The sequence below is a fragment of the Siphonobacter curvatus genome, from assembly GCF_002943425.1.
Classification (GTDB): domain Bacteria; phylum Bacteroidota; class Bacteroidia; order Cytophagales; family Spirosomataceae; genus Siphonobacter; species Siphonobacter curvatus.
The window spans coordinates 1,133,284-1,149,896 of the sequence record NZ_PTRA01000001.1 but is presented as its reverse complement, the minus strand read 5'-3'; the positions used below and the strand labels follow the sequence as shown (position 1 = coordinate 1,149,896).

At 47.8% G+C, this 16,613-nt stretch carries 18 protein-coding genes; 9 read left to right on the top strand and 9 right to left on the bottom strand.

The window, feature by feature from the left end; translation table 11 throughout:
- Positions 1-13 precede the first annotated feature (13 nt).
- On the bottom strand, positions 14-1,495 hold the full coding sequence (locus C5O19_RS04595; protein WP_104713890.1) for a glycine--tRNA ligase: 1,482 nt from the start codon (positions 1,493-1,495) through the stop codon (positions 14-16).
- A 377-nt stretch (positions 1,496-1,872) separates the two neighbouring features.
- On the opposite strand from C5O19_RS04595, the gene C5O19_RS04590 reads away from it, so the two are divergent.
- Both C5O19_RS04590 and C5O19_RS04585 read left to right on the top strand, forming a co-directional pair.
- A complete protein-coding gene (locus C5O19_RS04590) occupies positions 1,873-3,126 on the top strand; it encodes a cation:proton antiporter (protein WP_104710108.1) in 1,254 nt (417 codons plus the stop codon).
- 108 nt (positions 3,127-3,234) lie between these two features.
- Entirely contained in the window at positions 3,235-3,786 is a 552-nt protein-coding gene (locus tag C5O19_RS04585; RefSeq protein WP_104710107.1) for a TlpA family protein disulfide reductase, read from the top strand.
- Positions 3,787-3,878: 92 nt separating this feature from the next.
- On the opposite strand, the gene C5O19_RS04580 is transcribed toward C5O19_RS04585, so the two are convergent.
- Both C5O19_RS04580 and C5O19_RS04575 read right to left on the bottom strand, forming a co-directional pair.
- Positions 3,879-4,217 (bottom strand): cupin domain-containing protein, encoded by a 339-nt coding sequence (locus C5O19_RS04580; protein ID WP_104710106.1) that lies wholly within the window; start codon positions 4,215-4,217, stop codon positions 3,879-3,881.
- Positions 4,218-4,272: 55 nt separating this feature from the next.
- A complete protein-coding gene (locus tag C5O19_RS04575) occupies positions 4,273-6,573 on the bottom strand; it encodes a glycosyl hydrolase family 28 protein (protein WP_104710105.1) in 2,301 nt (766 codons plus the stop codon).
- 143 nt (positions 6,574-6,716) lie between these two features.
- Between C5O19_RS04575 and C5O19_RS04570 the strand changes: the two genes are divergently transcribed.
- The 3 genes from C5O19_RS04570 (at position 6,717) to C5O19_RS04560 (ending at position 9,556) form a co-directional block, all read left to right on the top strand.
- On the top strand, positions 6,717-8,036 hold the full coding sequence (locus tag C5O19_RS04570) for a M23 family metallopeptidase (protein WP_104710104.1): 1,320 nt from the start codon (positions 6,717-6,719) through the stop codon (positions 8,034-8,036).
- Positions 8,037-8,231: 195 nt separating this feature from the next.
- Positions 8,232-9,251 (top strand): hypothetical protein, encoded by a 1,020-nt coding sequence (locus tag C5O19_RS04565; protein WP_104710103.1) that lies wholly within the window; start codon positions 8,232-8,234, stop codon positions 9,249-9,251.
- Between the two features lie 53 nt (positions 9,252-9,304).
- Positions 9,305-9,556: a hypothetical protein gene (locus tag C5O19_RS04560; RefSeq protein ID WP_104710102.1), complete on the top strand. Its 252-nt coding sequence runs from the start codon at positions 9,305-9,307 to the stop codon at positions 9,554-9,556.
- Between the two features lie 626 nt (positions 9,557-10,182).
- On the opposite strand, the gene ruvB is transcribed toward C5O19_RS04560, so the two are convergent.
- Positions 10,183-11,211, bottom strand: a complete 1,029-nt coding sequence (ruvB, locus tag C5O19_RS04555; protein ID WP_104710101.1) for a Holliday junction branch migration DNA helicase RuvB — start codon at positions 11,209-11,211, stop codon at positions 10,183-10,185.
- 149 nt (positions 11,212-11,360) lie between these two features.
- On the opposite strand from ruvB, the gene C5O19_RS04550 reads away from it, so the two are divergent.
- The 3 genes from C5O19_RS04550 to C5O19_RS04545 are packed head-to-tail and all read left to right on the top strand — an operon-like array spanning position 11,361 to position 12,447.
- A complete protein-coding gene (locus tag C5O19_RS04550; protein ID WP_094808647.1) occupies positions 11,361-11,636 on the top strand; it encodes a hypothetical protein in 276 nt (91 codons plus the stop codon).
- A gap of 14 nt (positions 11,637-11,650) precedes the next feature.
- Positions 11,651-11,821, top strand: a complete 171-nt coding sequence (locus C5O19_RS25935) for a hypothetical protein (protein WP_165795937.1) — start codon at positions 11,651-11,653, stop codon at positions 11,819-11,821.
- On the top strand, positions 11,818-12,447 hold the full coding sequence (locus tag C5O19_RS04545; protein WP_165795936.1) for a PD-(D/E)XK nuclease-like domain-containing protein: 630 nt from the start codon (positions 11,818-11,820) through the stop codon (positions 12,445-12,447). The genes C5O19_RS25935 and C5O19_RS04545 overlap by 4 nt, the downstream gene beginning before the upstream one ends.
- Positions 12,448-12,513: 66 nt before the next feature.
- On the opposite strand, the gene C5O19_RS04540 is transcribed toward C5O19_RS04545, so the two are convergent.
- The 3 genes from C5O19_RS04540 to C5O19_RS04530 all read right to left on the bottom strand — a co-directional run bounded on the left by C5O19_RS04540 (position 12,514) and on the right by C5O19_RS04530 (position 14,323).
- Positions 12,514-13,062 (bottom strand): DUF4385 domain-containing protein, encoded by a 549-nt coding sequence (locus C5O19_RS04540; protein ID WP_104710099.1) that lies wholly within the window; start codon positions 13,060-13,062, stop codon positions 12,514-12,516.
- 100 nt (positions 13,063-13,162) lie between these two features.
- Positions 13,163-13,744, bottom strand: a complete 582-nt coding sequence (locus tag C5O19_RS04535) for a type II toxin-antitoxin system VapC family toxin (protein ID WP_133163300.1) — start codon at positions 13,742-13,744, stop codon at positions 13,163-13,165.
- 45 nt (positions 13,745-13,789) lie between these two features.
- Positions 13,790-14,323: a hypothetical protein gene (locus C5O19_RS04530; protein ID WP_104710097.1), complete on the bottom strand. Its 534-nt coding sequence runs from the start codon at positions 14,321-14,323 to the stop codon at positions 13,790-13,792.
- Positions 14,324-14,445: 122 nt separating this feature from the next.
- On the opposite strand from C5O19_RS04530, the gene C5O19_RS04525 reads away from it, so the two are divergent.
- Positions 14,446-14,892 carry a helix-turn-helix domain-containing protein gene (locus C5O19_RS04525; protein ID WP_133163299.1) on the top strand — a complete coding sequence of 149 codons (447 nt, stop codon included), beginning with the start codon at positions 14,446-14,448 and terminating at the stop codon, positions 14,890-14,892.
- Positions 14,893-14,953: 61 nt separating this feature from the next.
- Here the strand turns inward: C5O19_RS04525 and C5O19_RS04520 are convergent, their stop codons facing one another.
- Positions 14,954-15,649: a hypothetical protein gene (locus C5O19_RS04520; protein ID WP_104710095.1), complete on the bottom strand. Its 696-nt coding sequence runs from the start codon at positions 15,647-15,649 to the stop codon at positions 14,954-14,956.
- Positions 15,650-15,776: 127 nt separating this feature from the next.
- Positions 15,777-16,502 (bottom strand): XRE family transcriptional regulator, encoded by a 726-nt coding sequence (locus C5O19_RS04515; protein ID WP_104710094.1) that lies wholly within the window; start codon positions 16,500-16,502, stop codon positions 15,777-15,779.
- Positions 16,503-16,613 lie beyond the last annotated feature (111 nt).

Sequence of the window (16,613 nt, the reverse complement as noted above, 5' to 3'; positions counted from 1 at the left end):
TCACTAAACTCGATTATAAATTTTCTAAAACCCGCTCCAGCGATACGGCGTGACCGATTTTTGCTTTCAGATCGGCGATTGCAATACGCTCCTGCTCGGTTGAGTCGCGGTGACGAATGGTGACCGTATTGTCTTCCAGCGTTTGGTAATCCACGGCAATACAGAACGGCGTACCAATCAGATCCTGACGGGTATAGCGTTTTCCGATACTGTCGCGTTCTTCGTAGAATACGTTGAAATCGTACTTCAACTGATTCTGAATTTCGCGGGCTTTCTCGGGTAGGCCGTCTTTTTTCACCAGGGGTAATACCGCAGCTTTGATGGGAGCCACAGCCGGGTGCAGTTTCAGGTAGGTACGGGTTTTACCGTCTTCGCTGGTTTCTTCCGTATACGCATTGCACAGTACGGCCAGGAACAGACGATCGGCTCCAACCGACGTTTCAACTACGTATGGAATGTAATTTCCGTACGGCTTGCCGTCTTCGTTGAGGTCGTTGTCGAAGTACTGCTGTTTTTTCTTTGAAAGCTCCTGATGGCTCTTCAAATCGAAATCCGTACGGGAGTGAATACCTTCCATTTCCCGGAAGCCGAAAGGAAACTTAAACTCAATATCCACGGCGGCATTGGCGTAGTGAGCCAGCTTGTCGTGGGGTTTGAAACGAAGCTTACTGGCTGGAATTCCCAGGGCCTGGTGGAATTTCATCCGAGTCTCTTTCCACTTGTCGTACCATTCCATTTCGGTACCGGGGCGGCAGAAGAATTGCATTTCCATCTGCTCAAACTCCCGCATCCGGAAGGTAAACTGACGAGCTACGATCTCGTTCCGGAAGGCTTTCCCAATTTGGGCAATACCGAAGGGAACTTTCATCCGACCCGTTTTCTGTACGTTCAGGAAGTTCACAAAAATACCCTGAGCCGTTTCCGGACGCAGGTAAATCAAACTGGCATCGTCAGATACGGCTCCAACCTGGGTCGAGAACATCAGGTTGAACTGGCGTACTTCCGTCCAATTATCGGTACCAGAAACCGGGCAAACAATACCTTCGGAGATGATCAGTTCGCGTACGCCTTCCAGATCGTTGGCGTCCAGCAGACGACCCATGCGGTTCAGCAAGGTTTCACCGCGTTCAGGATGACCGTTGTTGGCGTATTCTTCGGCTTTTGCTTCGAGCAATTGATCGGCCCGGTACCGTTTTTTGGAGTCTTTGTTGTCGATCATGGGATCGTTGAACGAATCCACGTGACCGGAAGCTTTCCAGGTAAGCGGATGCATGAAAATCGATGCATCAATTCCTACGACGTTATCATGCAGCATCGTCATGGCTTTCCACCAGACCGATTTGAGGTTATTTTTCAGTTCGACGCCATACTGACCATAATCGTATACGGCCTGTAAGCCATCGTAAATTTCAGAGGAGGGGAAAACAAAGCCGTACTCCTTGGCATGGGCGATGATGTCCTTGAGCGAGCCAGCGGGTTCCTGTTGTTCGGCCATAAAAGGTTTTTCGAAAAATCGAAGTTTGAGAAAACGGAATTCGGGGGGCAAAGATAGAGGAATCAGCCCAAAAACCTGCGGCAATTCCGGGCATTCTCTGTAGGATCGTTCCTTAATTCATAGCCTATGGATCTCTTATACGGTCTTAGTTTTAGTAACCGAAGGCTTGCCACTTCTCCGTTTTTCTTTCATAGGCTTTCTTTGAAAAACCAGCGTTTAGTCGTAGTAATACGGTATCTGGCACGGATTTCAAGAATTGGTTACGCCAACGAACATTAAAATTTTCTAATCCCAAAAGGGCTCGATTCTGTACGCCCGAAAAAACATCTTTCTAGCGTCTACGTTACTTTTTAAGACATACCAACGTCCTTGTATCTATGGAATTGTATTACACCTTCTCCGTTCTTATCGTTGTTTCCGCTATTTTTTCCTATCTGAATCTTAGGTTTTTACGGTTGCCCGCTACCATTGGTATCATGGTCATGGCTCTGGTTTCTTCCGTTCTCCTGGTAGGCTTTGGACGCTTCTGGCCGCATTTTTTCGATGATGCCGCCCGCTTTATCAAAGGAGCCAACCTGGAGGAAATTCTCATGGGAGCCATGCTGAACTTCCTGCTTTTTGCCGGGGCGATTCACATTCACATTGGCGATTTGCGGGAAGAAAAACGCTACGTTATTGTTTTCTCCACCATCAGCGTTATTCTGTCGACCTTACTCGTGGGCGGATTGCTCTACCTTACGCTGGGATTTTTACATATGGATATTCCGCTCATTCAGTGTCTGGTCTTTGGAGCTTTGATCTCCCCTACCGATCCCATTGCGGTACTGAGTATTCTAAAAGCGGCGGGTGTCCCTAAATCTCTGGAAACCAAAATTGCAGGTGAATCGCTCTTTAATGATGGCGTAGCCGTCGTTGTTTTCCTGACGTTGCTGGAAATGGCCCGCGAAAGCAGTACGGAATTTTCACTAGCCTCTATTTCGTTATTACTCGTGAAGGAAGCAGTCGGTGGTCTGCTGGTCGGTCTCATTCTGGGTTTCATTGCTTCCAAATCCATGAAACGTATCGATGACTATAAAGTATCCGTCATGATTACGCTGGCAGTGGTAATGGGTGGTTATTTGCTGGCTCAGGCTATGCACATTTCTGGTCCGTTGACGATGGTAGCGGCTGGTTTAGTGGTTGGTAACTACGGAAAGACGCAGGCGATGTCGGAAATTACGCAGGATTACCTGGAGAAATTCTGGGAACTGATTGATGAAATCATGAATGCCTGTCTGTTCTTACTCATTGGCTTCGAACTGATTCTGATCCCTGATTTGGGTAAATACTGGCTGGTGGGTACGATTGCCATCGTGATTGTGCTGCTGGCTCGCTGGATTTCCATCGCCGTTCCTTCCCGCATTATTCCTTTTCGGGAAAAACTCGACCGTCAATCGATGGTAATTCTGGTTTGGGGTGGACTTCGCGGTGGTGTTTCCGTAGCTCTGGCCCTTTCCATTGACAGTCACCTAAACAATGAACTATTTCTATCCATCACCTATTTCGTGGTAGTATTCTCACTCATCGCCCAGGGCCTTACCATTGGCAAGCTAACCAAGCCTACCCATCCTCAGCCCGTCGATGCGATGTAATGACCTAGAATAGCCCGGAAGCCGTAGGGTTTGCTTATCTTTACGCAAGTAACAGGTAGGTAGGAAATTGCTCCCGGACGATGAGCTGGGCACATAACTAATGGTTTCATGAACTTTAGAAAAAATACGGTGTCGGTACTAGCGATGCTATTCTGTATTACCGGGTTATTGCTGACGGGTTGTCAGAGTTCACCCAAGGCTGAAAACACCGAAAACAAGACTGCGGAACCAGCTCAAACGGCCACAACTGAGGCGGGTGATTTTCCGCTACAAACGCTTGACGGCAAAACAGTCAATCTTTCGGAACTGAAAGGGAAAGTCGTATTCATGAACGTTTGGGCGACCTGGTGTCCTCCCTGCCGGGCGGAGTTACCAGACATTGAAAAGCTGTACAAAAAAATGCAGGGTAAACCGGTAGAATTTGTGATGCTGACCGTAGACGAGGAGCTTCAGGCCGCCCGTGATTTTATCAAGAAAGAAGGGTATTCATTTCCCGTGTACGCTCCTACCGGACCGCTACCGAAAGCATTTGAAACGCAGGCGATTCCCGTAACGTTTGTGATCGATGCCAACGGCAAGATTGTAGACCGGAACGAAGGAATGGCTAATTATAACAGTGATGAGTTTGTAGCTCACCTAACTTCTTTATTACCAAAGTAAGGGTTATTTAACTCATAGAAAAAGGGTTACGGAAGGTGTTCCGTAACCCTTTTTCTATGGGGTTCCCCGCATGGGTACCCGTGGCACCAACTTTATACAAAATCCTCCCGCATCGGCGTGAATACATCCACCAGTACGCCCGCCTCTCGGCACACGGCTCCGTGGGGCATGTGGGGCGGAATGTAGTAGGCATCGCCTTTCTGTAGCATCTGACGTTCTTCGCCGATGATGATTTCAAATACACCGCTTTCCACGTAGCTCATCTGCGTATGTGGATGCTGATGAATCGTCCCTACTGCTCCCCGCTCGAAATCCACCCTAACCATCATTAAATTGGAATCGTAGCTGAGTACTTTCCGACGTAAGCCTTCACCTACGGTTTCCCAGGAGAGGTCATCAGCTTTCACAAAACGTAATTCTTTCGGATCCATAATTCTCGGAGTTAATCGGCCTCAAAGAAAGGCATTCCTATCCAGAAGGTCCGCCTTAGCGAGCGTCTTCCCGTACTTTTTTAGCCTTGGAAGTATCCGTATGTAACAATTCGACCTGTTTCGAACGGTCTCCCGAAACTTTCAGTAAGAGCGAAGAAGCAGGCGAATACCCAATCCGATCCAGCGTAATAGCCTGACTATTCTGTACCTGCATGACCGGCATCTGTTTGCTCAGCAGCTGTACATTCTTTAGCGTAATACGCTGTCCTTCAATACAAACCAACCCTTTATTGGATTCGATTACCGAATTTTCAATCAGAATATCCTGAATATTCATTTCTGGCAAACCCCGTACGAGGATTCCCGTTTCGGCCCCTTTACAAACCACGTTCCGAACGAAAAACCGACGGAATTGCGGCGTACCTTCATTGATGGGCTTGGCTTCAATGGGCAGCGGTTCGGATTTATCACCCGTCTGCGGAACGGGATCTTTTGCCATGTAGTACATATCAAACAAGATGGCTTCGCCGGGAATGCGGGTCATTTGAATATCGGAGATGAACACATCCTCCACAATACCACCCCGACCACGCGTAGTTTTGAACCGCAGTCCGACATCCGTTCCCAGAAACGAGCAATTCGATACGAATAGATTCCGGGCACCGCCCGACATTTCGCTTCCTACTACAAAACCGCCGTGGGCGTGAAAGACCGTACTGTTGCGGGCAATGACATTTTCGGTCGGTACTCCCCGCTTGCGACCCTCTTCATCGCGGCCTGATTTGATACAGATGCCGTCGTCCCCTACGTCGAAGGTGCAGCCGTCGATCAGAGCGTTTTTGCAGGATTCCAGATCCAGTCCGTCGCCATTCTGGGCGTACCAGGGATTCCGTACCGTCACGTTTTTCAGCGTAATGTCCTGACATAACAGCGGGTGAACACACCAGGCGGGTGAGTTTTGAATGGTAACGCCTTCCAGCAGAATGTTCTGGCAACGCGTCAGACTCAGCATGTTAGGCCGCAGAAAATCCCGGATTTCTTCGGACTTCTTGAAATCAAAGCCATTCGCCAGACTTACCGCTCCTTTCACTTTAGCCCCTTTGAGTGACTGCTCGGACGGGTACCAGATTTCGCCATCTACGACACCGCCCGAGGCCACGAGTTTCTCCCAGGCGGGTGGGTTCAACTTGCTTTTTTTCACGGCTCGCCAGCCATCTCCCGCTCCGTCGATAAAACCTTCGCCCGTGATGGCAATGTCATGTACGTCGGTAGCACTAATGGGAGCCTGACAACGAATGGCGTCCAGTCCTTCCCAGGTTGTTTTCACCAGCGGATAATCACTTTTACGATCACTGAATTGCAGCAAAGCTCCGCGTTGCAGGTGCAGATTGACGTTGTTTTTCAGGACAATCGGTCCCGTTAACCACAAGCCCGAGGGGACCAACACCGTACCCCCACCGGCTTCACTACAGGTTGTAATGGCTTTATTGATGGCGGTAGAATTCAGAGTCTGTCCGTCGGCTTTGGCTCCGTAGGTTTCAATCCGAAAGGTATCTTTCCGGAAAACGGGCTGATAAATCTGGGGAAGTTCGTAGGCCAGTTTTTCCTGGAATGGACTCTTTTTCAAAGCTTTTGCCAGTTCCGTTTTTTCTTCCCGCAGGCCATCGGCCACGAGAGCAGCCATATGAGCAGCCCCGTACGCTGAAAAGTGCGTATCGTCTTTCACTTCTTTGGGCCGACTGGCAAAGTAGCCGGGCATGTACCACAAAAACAGGCGTTTGGAGGGTTCTACGCCCATGGTTTGCAGCAATTGACGGCTTTTTTGATGCAAATCCACCAGAGGTACTTTCTGCTGCTGAGCCACGGCTTTTACTGCCGCCGGATAGTCGCCGTGCGTATCCTGAACCGTTCCTTTTTCGTCAAACCGGCGACGCATCACGGGCGTAATCAGTATAGGATGGGCTCCCTTCGCTTTCGTTTCCCGAATAAAACGGGTCAGGTTTTCGCGGTACGTCGTTTGCGGATCGGCATATCGGGTAGAATCCTCCTTTTTCTCATCGTTGTGCCCAAACTGAATCAGCACCCAGTCCCCCGCGTGTAGCTCATCCAGTACCTTCTTCCAACGACCTTCGTTGATAAAACTTTTCGTACTGCGACCGTTAACGGCGTGATTACGAACCACTACGGTCTCATCCAGAAATTCGGGCAGCATTTGTCCCCAGCCCCGTTCGGGGTCTTGTGGATTCGGTTTAGTAGCCAGGGTCGAATCGCCAATCAGGAAGACCTGCTTCCGGGAATCGAGGGTTTGAAACGAAAGACTAACCAGCAAACTGGCCAAAACAAGGATTTTCTTCATAGCATCGATACAGCATCATTCGCTGTAAAGACGCGATCTGGTGAACGCATCCCTAGTCTGGCCCAAAAAACCACCCTGATTTTGGCTTTTCCCTCTGGCATTCTCTTTTCTGGGATACCCGTCTGATTATCCTTAGTCTAGCCATGAAATCATCTACACTGGTCACGCTGCTGCTGCTTGGTTTGCTGAGTGCCTGTAATAAACCAAGTACGGTCATTCAGGGACTCCTGGGTGAACAATCTCCCCGTGACACCTACGTCCGGACTTTACGCAAACAGGGCATGCTTGAAACGGAAGCCGTACAGCAGTGGCTTCATGCGGGCGAAACGGCCCTCCACGATTCGTTGATTGTTTCACTGCCGTTTCGGGAAGACGGCGTATTCCCGGCGGGTGGTCAGCGGGTGTTTACGTACCAGTTTATCCTACCTGCGGGTCGGCGGCTGGAAGTTCAGTTGAACAGTACGGATAGTCTGTACTTTCTCGACTTGTTTCAGCTCCGGGAAAATGCCTCGCCTCAACGTCTGGCGTATGTATCGGAAAAAAACCGAATCCTCCGCTGGGAGGCGACGGACGATACGCCGCTTTTGCTCCGCCTGCAACCGCAGCTCTCACAACCCGAAGGTGAGTTTTCGCTTCGCTTACGAACAGAACCCCTGCTGGCTTTCCCCGTGGCGGGACGATCCGCCCAGCACATCATCAGCTTTTGGGGAGCCGCTCGCGATGGCGGAGCCCGTTCACATGAGGGAATTGATGTCATTGCTCCACGCGGCACGCCCCTGCTGGCTTCGGTACCGGGTTACATCACTCGCACGGGTACGAATCCGCTGGGAGGTAACGTCGTACATCTTTCCGCCGATGGCTTGAATCTCTCGCTCTACTACGCTCACCTCGATCAGCAGTTGGTCCAGTCCGGGCAACGTGTACAAGCGGGTGATACGCTGGGAACGGTTGGCAATACGGGCAACGCCATCACGACGGCTCCGCACCTGCATTTTGGAATTTATCGCTCGGGCGGGGCGATTGATCCACTCCCGTACGTACAGGCTCCGGAATTTCCCGCCGCTACGGTTTCCAAACGATCCGCCGATACCTTACGAACTCGGGAAGCGACCGCCCTTTTCAGTAGTTTACCCCCATCGCGTACCACCCGTCAGCGGCTGCCCCGACACGCGATCGTATGGGTGGAAGCGGCCACCAAGGGATACTTCCGCGTACAAATGCCCGAAGGCCAGCGAGGATATGTACTCGCCAGCAGTATCCAGCCTACGGATAAACGGCTCAGTCGACGGAAACTTACGACGATAGAAATCTTCCGGAAAAGCCTGACGGAAGCCGTAGTGGATACGCTTCCCAAGGGAACAACTATTGATGTACTGGGGACTGCTGCCGCCCACGAATTCATTCGTTTATCGGATGGGCGACGGGGCTGGATTCCGACGATTTCTGACGTAAAAACGCTCTAATTTCTGCTCGAGAAAGAGCCAAACCCATCCTGCCAGAATCCTGTTTTTTTGAAGCCAAAAAAATATTTCAAAACCACAACAAATTCGGGATCAATATATTGATTATCAGTACACTATATCCTATAAAATAATTATCTTTAAGGAACATAAGTTTGGTAAAGGATGTTCTATTAATCCATAAGCCTCCTTGAAAAAATGCAAGAAAATAATCAATCCTTAGCGATACATCAGGAAGAGGATGAGCAGTGGAAACAGTCCATTGCCGCCCGCGTTTTTCTGAACCACTTTTTTGGCATTCATTACCATATCCGGCATACCGAAGAGAACAGCAAATTAGCTGATTTGGACCGATTTCGTAACTACGCTCCTCGTATGAACGAGGCGAGTCTGGATATGACCAAGCGGATGTTACTGAATGCCTGGAATACCGAATATGCCCTGCGGAATACCGCTTCCATGGGTGATGATTCCTTTCTGTCGAATGCCTTACACTGGACCTTCCCGCAGGCCTATTACTGTGTGTGGTACAGCCTACGGGCCTTTCTGGCTACTCAAGGCGTCATGACCAATGATGAGATGAATATCCGCCGACGGACCAGCCGATTGGTTGCTAATTCGTATTATCCCCGTTACCTGAGTTTTTACGCCGATGGCCCGCTGGATCATTACCATGTGCACCGACTGCCGCGTGGGCATCGTAAACCGGGTTTGTTATTAGCCGATACTCCCTTTGAAGCCCAGGCTCAGGTGGGACAGTTTTTGCGTACGACGCGGACCTTACAACTGCGTTCACTACGTCAGAAATTACAAACCAACCCTGCTATTGCGTTACGGAGTGAACGTACGGGTAAGATTCTGGAAAAATTTAGTCAACAAAACTGGCAAGAACTTTCCGATCGTATTGGTTTAACGACGTTTCTGGATTTGTTTTCTAGGTTACGTATTTCCTCTACGAATCGGGAAATTGAACGCTTTGTAAACATAGACCTGGATTTTAAGCTTTTTAACGTTTGTTTGCTTGACATTGTTGATCATATCAACGCCGTACATGAAGCTTACGTAGTAAAAGCGATGGGTGTAGCAGCGTATCGGGAGTTTTTGGCAAGCTTGCCTGAGTATCTGCAAAATAGTTTCGTTCAGCGACGTTTTACCGAACGAATTCGACCAGAAATCGATACCCGTTTATTCCCTTTAACAGGCCAGATTGCTGCCTAATGATACGTACTTACTTAAAAGATATTTAAACAGTATTCAACCCAATAATAGCTATGAGTCAAGAAACCATTTTTATGAAGTCGAAAGGCGGTGGCCAGTACTTCAAATGCCAGGGTGACGAAGTGAAAATTATTTGTTTATATGAGTTTAACCCATTGGTTGAACGAACTCGGATGCGTCCGGATACGCTAGGAAAACTAGCCTGCGATCCTTGTACGGAAAGTGAGTTTAGAGAAGCTGAAATGCGAGTGGCCCGTTTACTAGATTTACCTGTAACACTCAGCGAAGCTACAAATCGTGCGTAAAACGGAAACTTAACCATCCTAGCTATCGAGGTGATGGCTAAATCTGTCTATCCCTTATTAACCCTATTTATCTGTCTTTACAGATTATTAATCTTACAATACTTTACGTCGTGTAACTTTATTAAATAGACGTTTGTTTAGTATAAAAAAAGCGTTGATGTCAGAAACATCAACGCTTTTACATTATATACATTGAAGTCAAGCCGCCAAACTTACTTCAATTTCGTATTCCCATTCAGTTGGGAATACGAAATTATAAAATTTACAGCATACTCATACTACAAATTATTTTTTGAATCTTAAATGATCTCAGTAGCATAGTTATTTAGGTCAATATTTTTCGCTAATCAGTATAACTTTTACTAAAGCCTAATTTCTTATCTTAATTGTGTGTTTATAGGGAATACGGCTAAATCCATAGGCTAAATATCGCAATATTAGCAGTTATCACAAATCATTTACTACTAGTTCAATGCTTAACACAAGACTTAACCTCTTGGTGTATTTTAGACCCAATAATCATTAAAATTATTTCTAATTACAAGTTAATTTTAATGCAAAAAGAGTCGATAGGATCGACTCTTTTTGCATTAAATGTATAGAATTCAGACTCGCCTATTAAAGAATTAAGCAGCGATTTGAAAGGAGTTTGTCTTTGTAGGAAAATCAAACCCTAAATGGCGATAGGCTTTTTCGGTAGCTTCCCGGCCCCGGGGTGTCCGCATTAGGTATCCTTCCTGAATGAGGAAAGGTTCGTACACTTCTTCAATGGTTTCCGCTTCATCCCCAATAGCCGTGGCAATGGTGGACAGACCTACCGGACCTCCCTTGAATTTCTCAATAATCGCCAGCAGAATTCGGTTGTCCATTTCGTCCAGCCCTCCTTCATCTACTTCCAAGGCTCGTAACGACAGCGAGGCAATATCCCGCGTAATGGTTCCATTTCCCAAGACCTGAGCAAAGTCACGTGTACGACGCAGCAGATTATTGGCAATCCGTGGCGTACCGCGACTGCGGCGGGCCAGCTCCATGGCTCCTTCCGGCTCAATGGGCGTACCTAACATTGTTGAAGAGCGGGTAATAATACTTGACAACAAATCCGCGTCGTAGTATTCCAGGCGGCAGTTGATACCAAACCGGGCCCGTAACGGTGAAGTAAGCAATCCCGCCCGTGTCGTCGCTCCAATCAGGGTGAAGGGATTCAGGCCAATCTGTACAGTTCGGGAATTAGGCCCGGAATCGAGCAAAATATCAATTCGGTAATCTTCCATGGCCGAATACAGATACTCTTCCACCACAGGATTGAGCCGGTGAATCTCATCAATGAACAGTACGTCGCCCGTTTGTAAGGTAGTCAGCACGCCCGTCAGATCACTGGGCTTTTCCAGTACGGGTCCGGTCGTCGCTTTCAGCCCGGCTCCCATCTCGTTAGCCAGAATGTGAGAGAGCGTCGTTTTGCCCAGACCCGGAGGTCCGTGTAACAATACATGGTCGAGCGTTTCGCCGCGTTGCTTTGCCGCCTGAACGAAAATCTTCAGGTTCTCCAGCACTTTTTCCTGACCCGTAAAGTCGTCGAACGAGAGGGGACGCAACGCCCGTTCAAATTCCCGATCGGCGTCCTTCACCGTCTTCTGACGAACAATATTTTCTTCCATCAGTGATTGTCTTTTTTATTCAAATATACCTAAACATTTGCATAGTTGCCAGCATTAAAAGTAAAAAAATGAAATAAAATCTATTTTTTTGAGTCAAATATTCAACAATTTATGTATATTTGTATATCAACTATTGACCATTCCACGCGATGATTATTCAACGAGATTTGTTCTATCAGACGCCCGATGGCGAACATTTTTTCCGTCAGGAAGACGGTTTTGTAACGATCGTGGCGTATCGGGAAGAGTGCCCAGCCATTCAGCGGCTTCGGTACTGGCCCGGTATGTTGTATGCCTATGGCTGCGTACCTACTTCAGCCGCTGCGTACGCCCACGCGTTCAATCAGACCGAGGCGTTGTTACGCAATATGGCTCCGAAAGTGGCCGACGAAATTCCATTCACACCGGGTAAAATTGCCTCTTAATTTCAGTCACCCGTATGTCTAATAAATCATTCGCATTGCTCTGTATTCGTCAGGATGTAGCTCGGCACGGGCACCTGACGCCCGAGGGAATGAAGATCTATCGGGATTGTAAACTTACGGCCCGCGAATTATCGCAGGCTACTTCACAGGGACTGGAATTATATCAGCAATGGAGACGAAAATGAATGAAGAAAGCTACCGGCAGCTTCGCCGGATCTCAAATAGCGACCTAAGCCGCTTCCGGGATTATTTATTTGGTAAGAAATCGTATATCCCTCCCCGGACTGCCACCTTTGGCCGGGCTTTGCACGCAACGCTACTCGAGCCGAACGTTCCGCAAATTGAGGTACATACCGCAGACCAGGAACGACTGGCTTTGCTAGAGAAAAACCTGCGTTCCCATAAAGCGTTTAACTGGTACCGTCAGTATTCCAAAAAGGAGCACGCCCAACTGTTTACGGATCCGGCCACGGATTTACTCTGTAAGGCTCGTCTGGATATGGTATATCAGAACCGGGTGGTGCTGGATTTAAAAACGACTTCGGCCCATTCCTACCAGGATTTTATCAATCAGTGTCATAATCTGGAGTATGACCGACAGGCGGCCTTTTACCTGGATAGCCTGGGAGGTACGGGAAAGCAGTTTATTTTCGTAGGCGTTCAGAAGAAAGAACCGTACGATATTTTCTGGTTCGAAACGACGCTGGAGTTTCTGGCCGAAGGTCGCAAAAAGTATCAGTTTCTGCTGGAAACCTGGAAAGACGTAAACTTTGATTTTAATCAGGGTGAGCCCTGGCGTCTGGTTGCCTGATTATCAACGATCGCTCGATCGTTCTTCCCGAAGGCTTAGGGCTTTCGGGAAGATTTTCAACTTCAGCTACTTTCCTCTTACGTACTTTTCGTTAAATGCTTCTTTTTGCTTCAAGTATTCCGGGTGCTGCCGGGCCTGATCCCAGTACGCTTTAAAGACCGTGGCCGCCTTTGCTTTTTCGCTGGTCAATGCATCTTCTTCCTGCGGACGGAGCGGATTTTTCTTGTGAATACTTCCAGAAGAATACGGATACGCCCGAGTTTCGGGTTCATAATCGCTTTCCTTTTCCGTATACTTTTTTCCGCTGGCGTGGTTGGCATACCGTCGGGCTCGCGTAAAGCCCATTTGCAAATACTTCCGGGCCATATCTGCTCCCACAAAATCCTGCTCGGCCAGATACGTTTCAAATTTTTTATAAATCGCTTCCGCCGATTCCTGAGCAATGGCTTCGGTCCGAAATCGCCACAGGGGCAAGATTTCTGATTTATACGGTTCGACTAACAATACCCCCTGCTCTCCTACGCCTACGCGATACAATTCCGGATGCTCCCGAAAGTTGGTTTTCCGAAAGTCCAGATCATACTGGAAGGCCTTTTTCGACGATTTCTTTTCCATTTTCCCTAAAAGCTGATACCCTGGCTAGCAAAAAAAGCGGCCCAGCCTGAAACAGACTGGGCCTATGTAGGTATAGGTGGGTAGAATAGACAATTCGAACTTACCAAAGCTGTTTCAATCCCTGCGAACGGTATAACTCATAATGACCGTCGGGGGAAATCAGCGTTGCTCCGGTTGCCAAGGCCTGAGCAGCCAGCCAGCCGCAGGTAATGCGTTTAGCTGGGGCGGTCAGAGCCGTCAGATTACGGTATTTTTCAAGGGCCTGGGCATCCATGGGTAGTAACTGTAACTTATAATGATTCATGACCTGTTGCATGAACTCACCAAAGTTGACCCGGATTCCGTACAAGCCCTGTTTCATTTTTTCAGCCAGCTCCAGCCAGGAACATTCACTAACGAAACACACAGTACCCGGCTCATTAATGGCCACTACGGCCGTTTGAGAGAGGCGGTATGCGTCACGGATCAGATAATCCAGCGTCGGTGTATCGAGTAGCAATCGCGTTGGCCAGCGTTTAGGCTCTTTGTATTCCTGCTTGAGAGCCTGAACTTCCTGCCAGACCTGCGGCGAAACTTTTTCAATAAGATCTTTAGGCACCTTCGTTACTTTCCGCGAACGACTAGCGACTGAAGCCATTGCTTCAACGGGAAGAACCGGCGATGGGGTTATTTTTGAAGGCATGGCTTACTTCTTTTTGGTACTCAGTTAGTTAAAACAATCTATAGACTAGGCCCGTTGGGGGTAGGCCGTATTTTTCTCGGAAAAACTGCCATGAAAACGTTCCAGGTATTCAGCCCGCCGCTCGAAGTGACTATGCAGCAGCTGCACAATGCGGCGACGGCTTAACGGTCTACGCCAACGACTCACGCGTGAACGTACTTCCTTAAACGCCACCACAAATTCACGGTAGCTTTCGTAGGGAAATTGCTGAGCCAATTCTTCGGCCAGCGAGCTAATCTGAGCGGGCAACAACCGACAGTCTGCCTGAGCCGCCATCGATAAATCAGCTAGGGTTACGCACAAAAGCTTTACTACCGTATCTTTTCCCAGCCTTCGCCCAATTTCACTACACTTAGGAAACCGCCAGGCTGTGCCGAAGGTGGAATTTTCCCGTAAGTGTTCATATAATTCCAGCATACTTGCCGAAGGCATAGCTGCCTGACGTATGCTCAGGGATGTCAGGCCCTGCAACAATTGATGCTCCACCGAAGGTTGCGAGGACAAGCGGCCCAGTATAGGTTCAGAATGAAGTTTGATCATTTCAGTATCAGGAACTATTCCCGTTATTTTAGAAACATCAAAAATTTGTTGAGCAGTTGACGCAAGAATTTAAAAAACGATTGACTACTTTTGCTGCACGCCACAACAACTCTTGCATCACTATGGAATCATCTTCAATGACGACTATCTACGAAAGACTTTCTCACCTCATCCAGCTCAAAAAGCTGACGCCTTACCGTTTCAGTCAGGAACTAGGGTTTTCGAAACCCGCTAAATTGTATTCGATTCTTAAGGGGAAAACTCAGCCCAGCTATGATACCCTTACTTCCATTGCCACGGTTTACCATGATCTGGACTGTAACTGGCTACTTCGTGGCACGGGTCAGACGTACATCACGCTTATGCCTGTGGTACCGTCTGAAAGCATCAATGCGGAAACGGAAGGCCCCCTACTCGGCGTGGAATTACTACAAAAACAAATTCAATTCCTTGAAAAACAGGTCAGTGACCGTGATGAAGTGATTGCTTTACTGAAAGAGCAAATCATCGTTTTACGTGACGTGATTAATAGACTTAAGCCCGTTAACGAAAACGTTACGCTTTCCTAGAAAGTCCGCCTCCTCTCTCCTGCATCTATTCTTTCTCACAGGCGGACTTTCTAGTTCACGTTTAAGCAGCACTTGAGCCCAATTCCTTCACTGGTTCGGGTAATGATACCATTTCGGGCTCGGGTAAGCGGTTATAGTATTTGGAAACAATCCGGTGCATCGCTGAATCCGTCAGCGTTTCTGCCCGGTATAAATGATGGTCACGGGCAAAGTCACGATATTGACGTACGTTCTCGACTTCACCGGACCGATACGAAAACCGAGCAATGTACCAGGATTTTCCTGAGTCCATTTTACTGGTCACCTTTTCGGGTTTGATGGTGATAATCAGATCACAAAGTGTTTTTCTTTCGTAGAAAACGGGTTGCATCATCCGATACAGCTCCGATACCGACGTATTGTTGAACATCAGAGACGCCACGCAATTATCGGCATCGATAAAGAAAAACTCCGCCCACACTTCTCGTTCGCTTCGCGTAAATAACGTATCCTCAAAAATCCGGTAAGCAATCGGCTGAAACGAAAATTCCGTAATCGGCTTGCCAATGGAATCGGTCAGGATGCGTTCGCCGTATAAATTGAATTGTCCATTCTGACCATTGAAACGGTATTCCCGAGGGTGACCTTCCAGATACAGAAATTTACTTTCCGTAACCAGAGCACCCGTTTCTTCGTCTACGCGTTCAATTTCATAAGACTTGAGTTTCTGAGCGGGCTGACCCAACTGCACCGTATCAGTTGAAAGGGATGAATTCATAGGAACAGTGATTAATTTGAGACTTCCTTAAGTCTATATCTTTTGTACAAATATAAAACATAAATTTATTTTTATACAAAAAATAAAGACATTTAGTTAAAAAAATTATTCACTGTTCCTACGAGTCTCACGCCGGGAATTTATTCTCGAAAAATCCGGCAAATCGCCACAATTCTTTAATGTCTTCCCGACGGACCGGATACGGAGCAAAACGTTCGTTGAGTGACTTCAGCACCAGTACGCCCGTTTCGGCCAGGTAATTATAAACCATTTTCAAAACTACCCCTTCATTCTTCGTTACTACTAGGCAAATACTACCGTTCTTCACACTTTCCCAACTTTCAATGTATTCACCGAATACCACCGCACCATCCCGTAAGGGAGGCATCGATTCACCTTCGTAAGGGAAAGCCCGGTATTTACGATCACGAGCCAAAAAGGGCAAGTGAAACGTGGGGAGTTTACCAATGAAGTCAATGTCGCCATATCCCTCGGCGTAACCACCCAGAGCCTTCACGTGTACAAACTCTACGTTTTCCTGATCCTGGGTATCCACGGTCGTGGCCAGTACCCGCAGCTCAGGAATTTTAGGCATGTTCAGGGGCTCTTTACTTAAATCCTTTCGGAGGATGTCATCTACGCTTACCTGAAAAAAGTCAGCAACTTTAATCAGATCACCATAGCGGGGTTCTGCCCGACCGGACTCGTATGCCGCCCAGGTCGATTTCTTCAGTCCTAATTCATCCGCCAGCCGTTGTTGGGATACGCGTCCTTCCAATCGGCTACGTAGCTGAACCAGATTCCGGGCAAAAAAATCATTTTGCGTCAGCTCTTGAGCAGAAGTATTATCCATTTTTTTTAGTCAATTCGTACACCTTTTGAACAAAGATAGCGGAATTATCTCGTAACGAGCAAGAAACGTATACAATTTTTACTTTATATCGTCTCTCTTTTTTAGCAAACG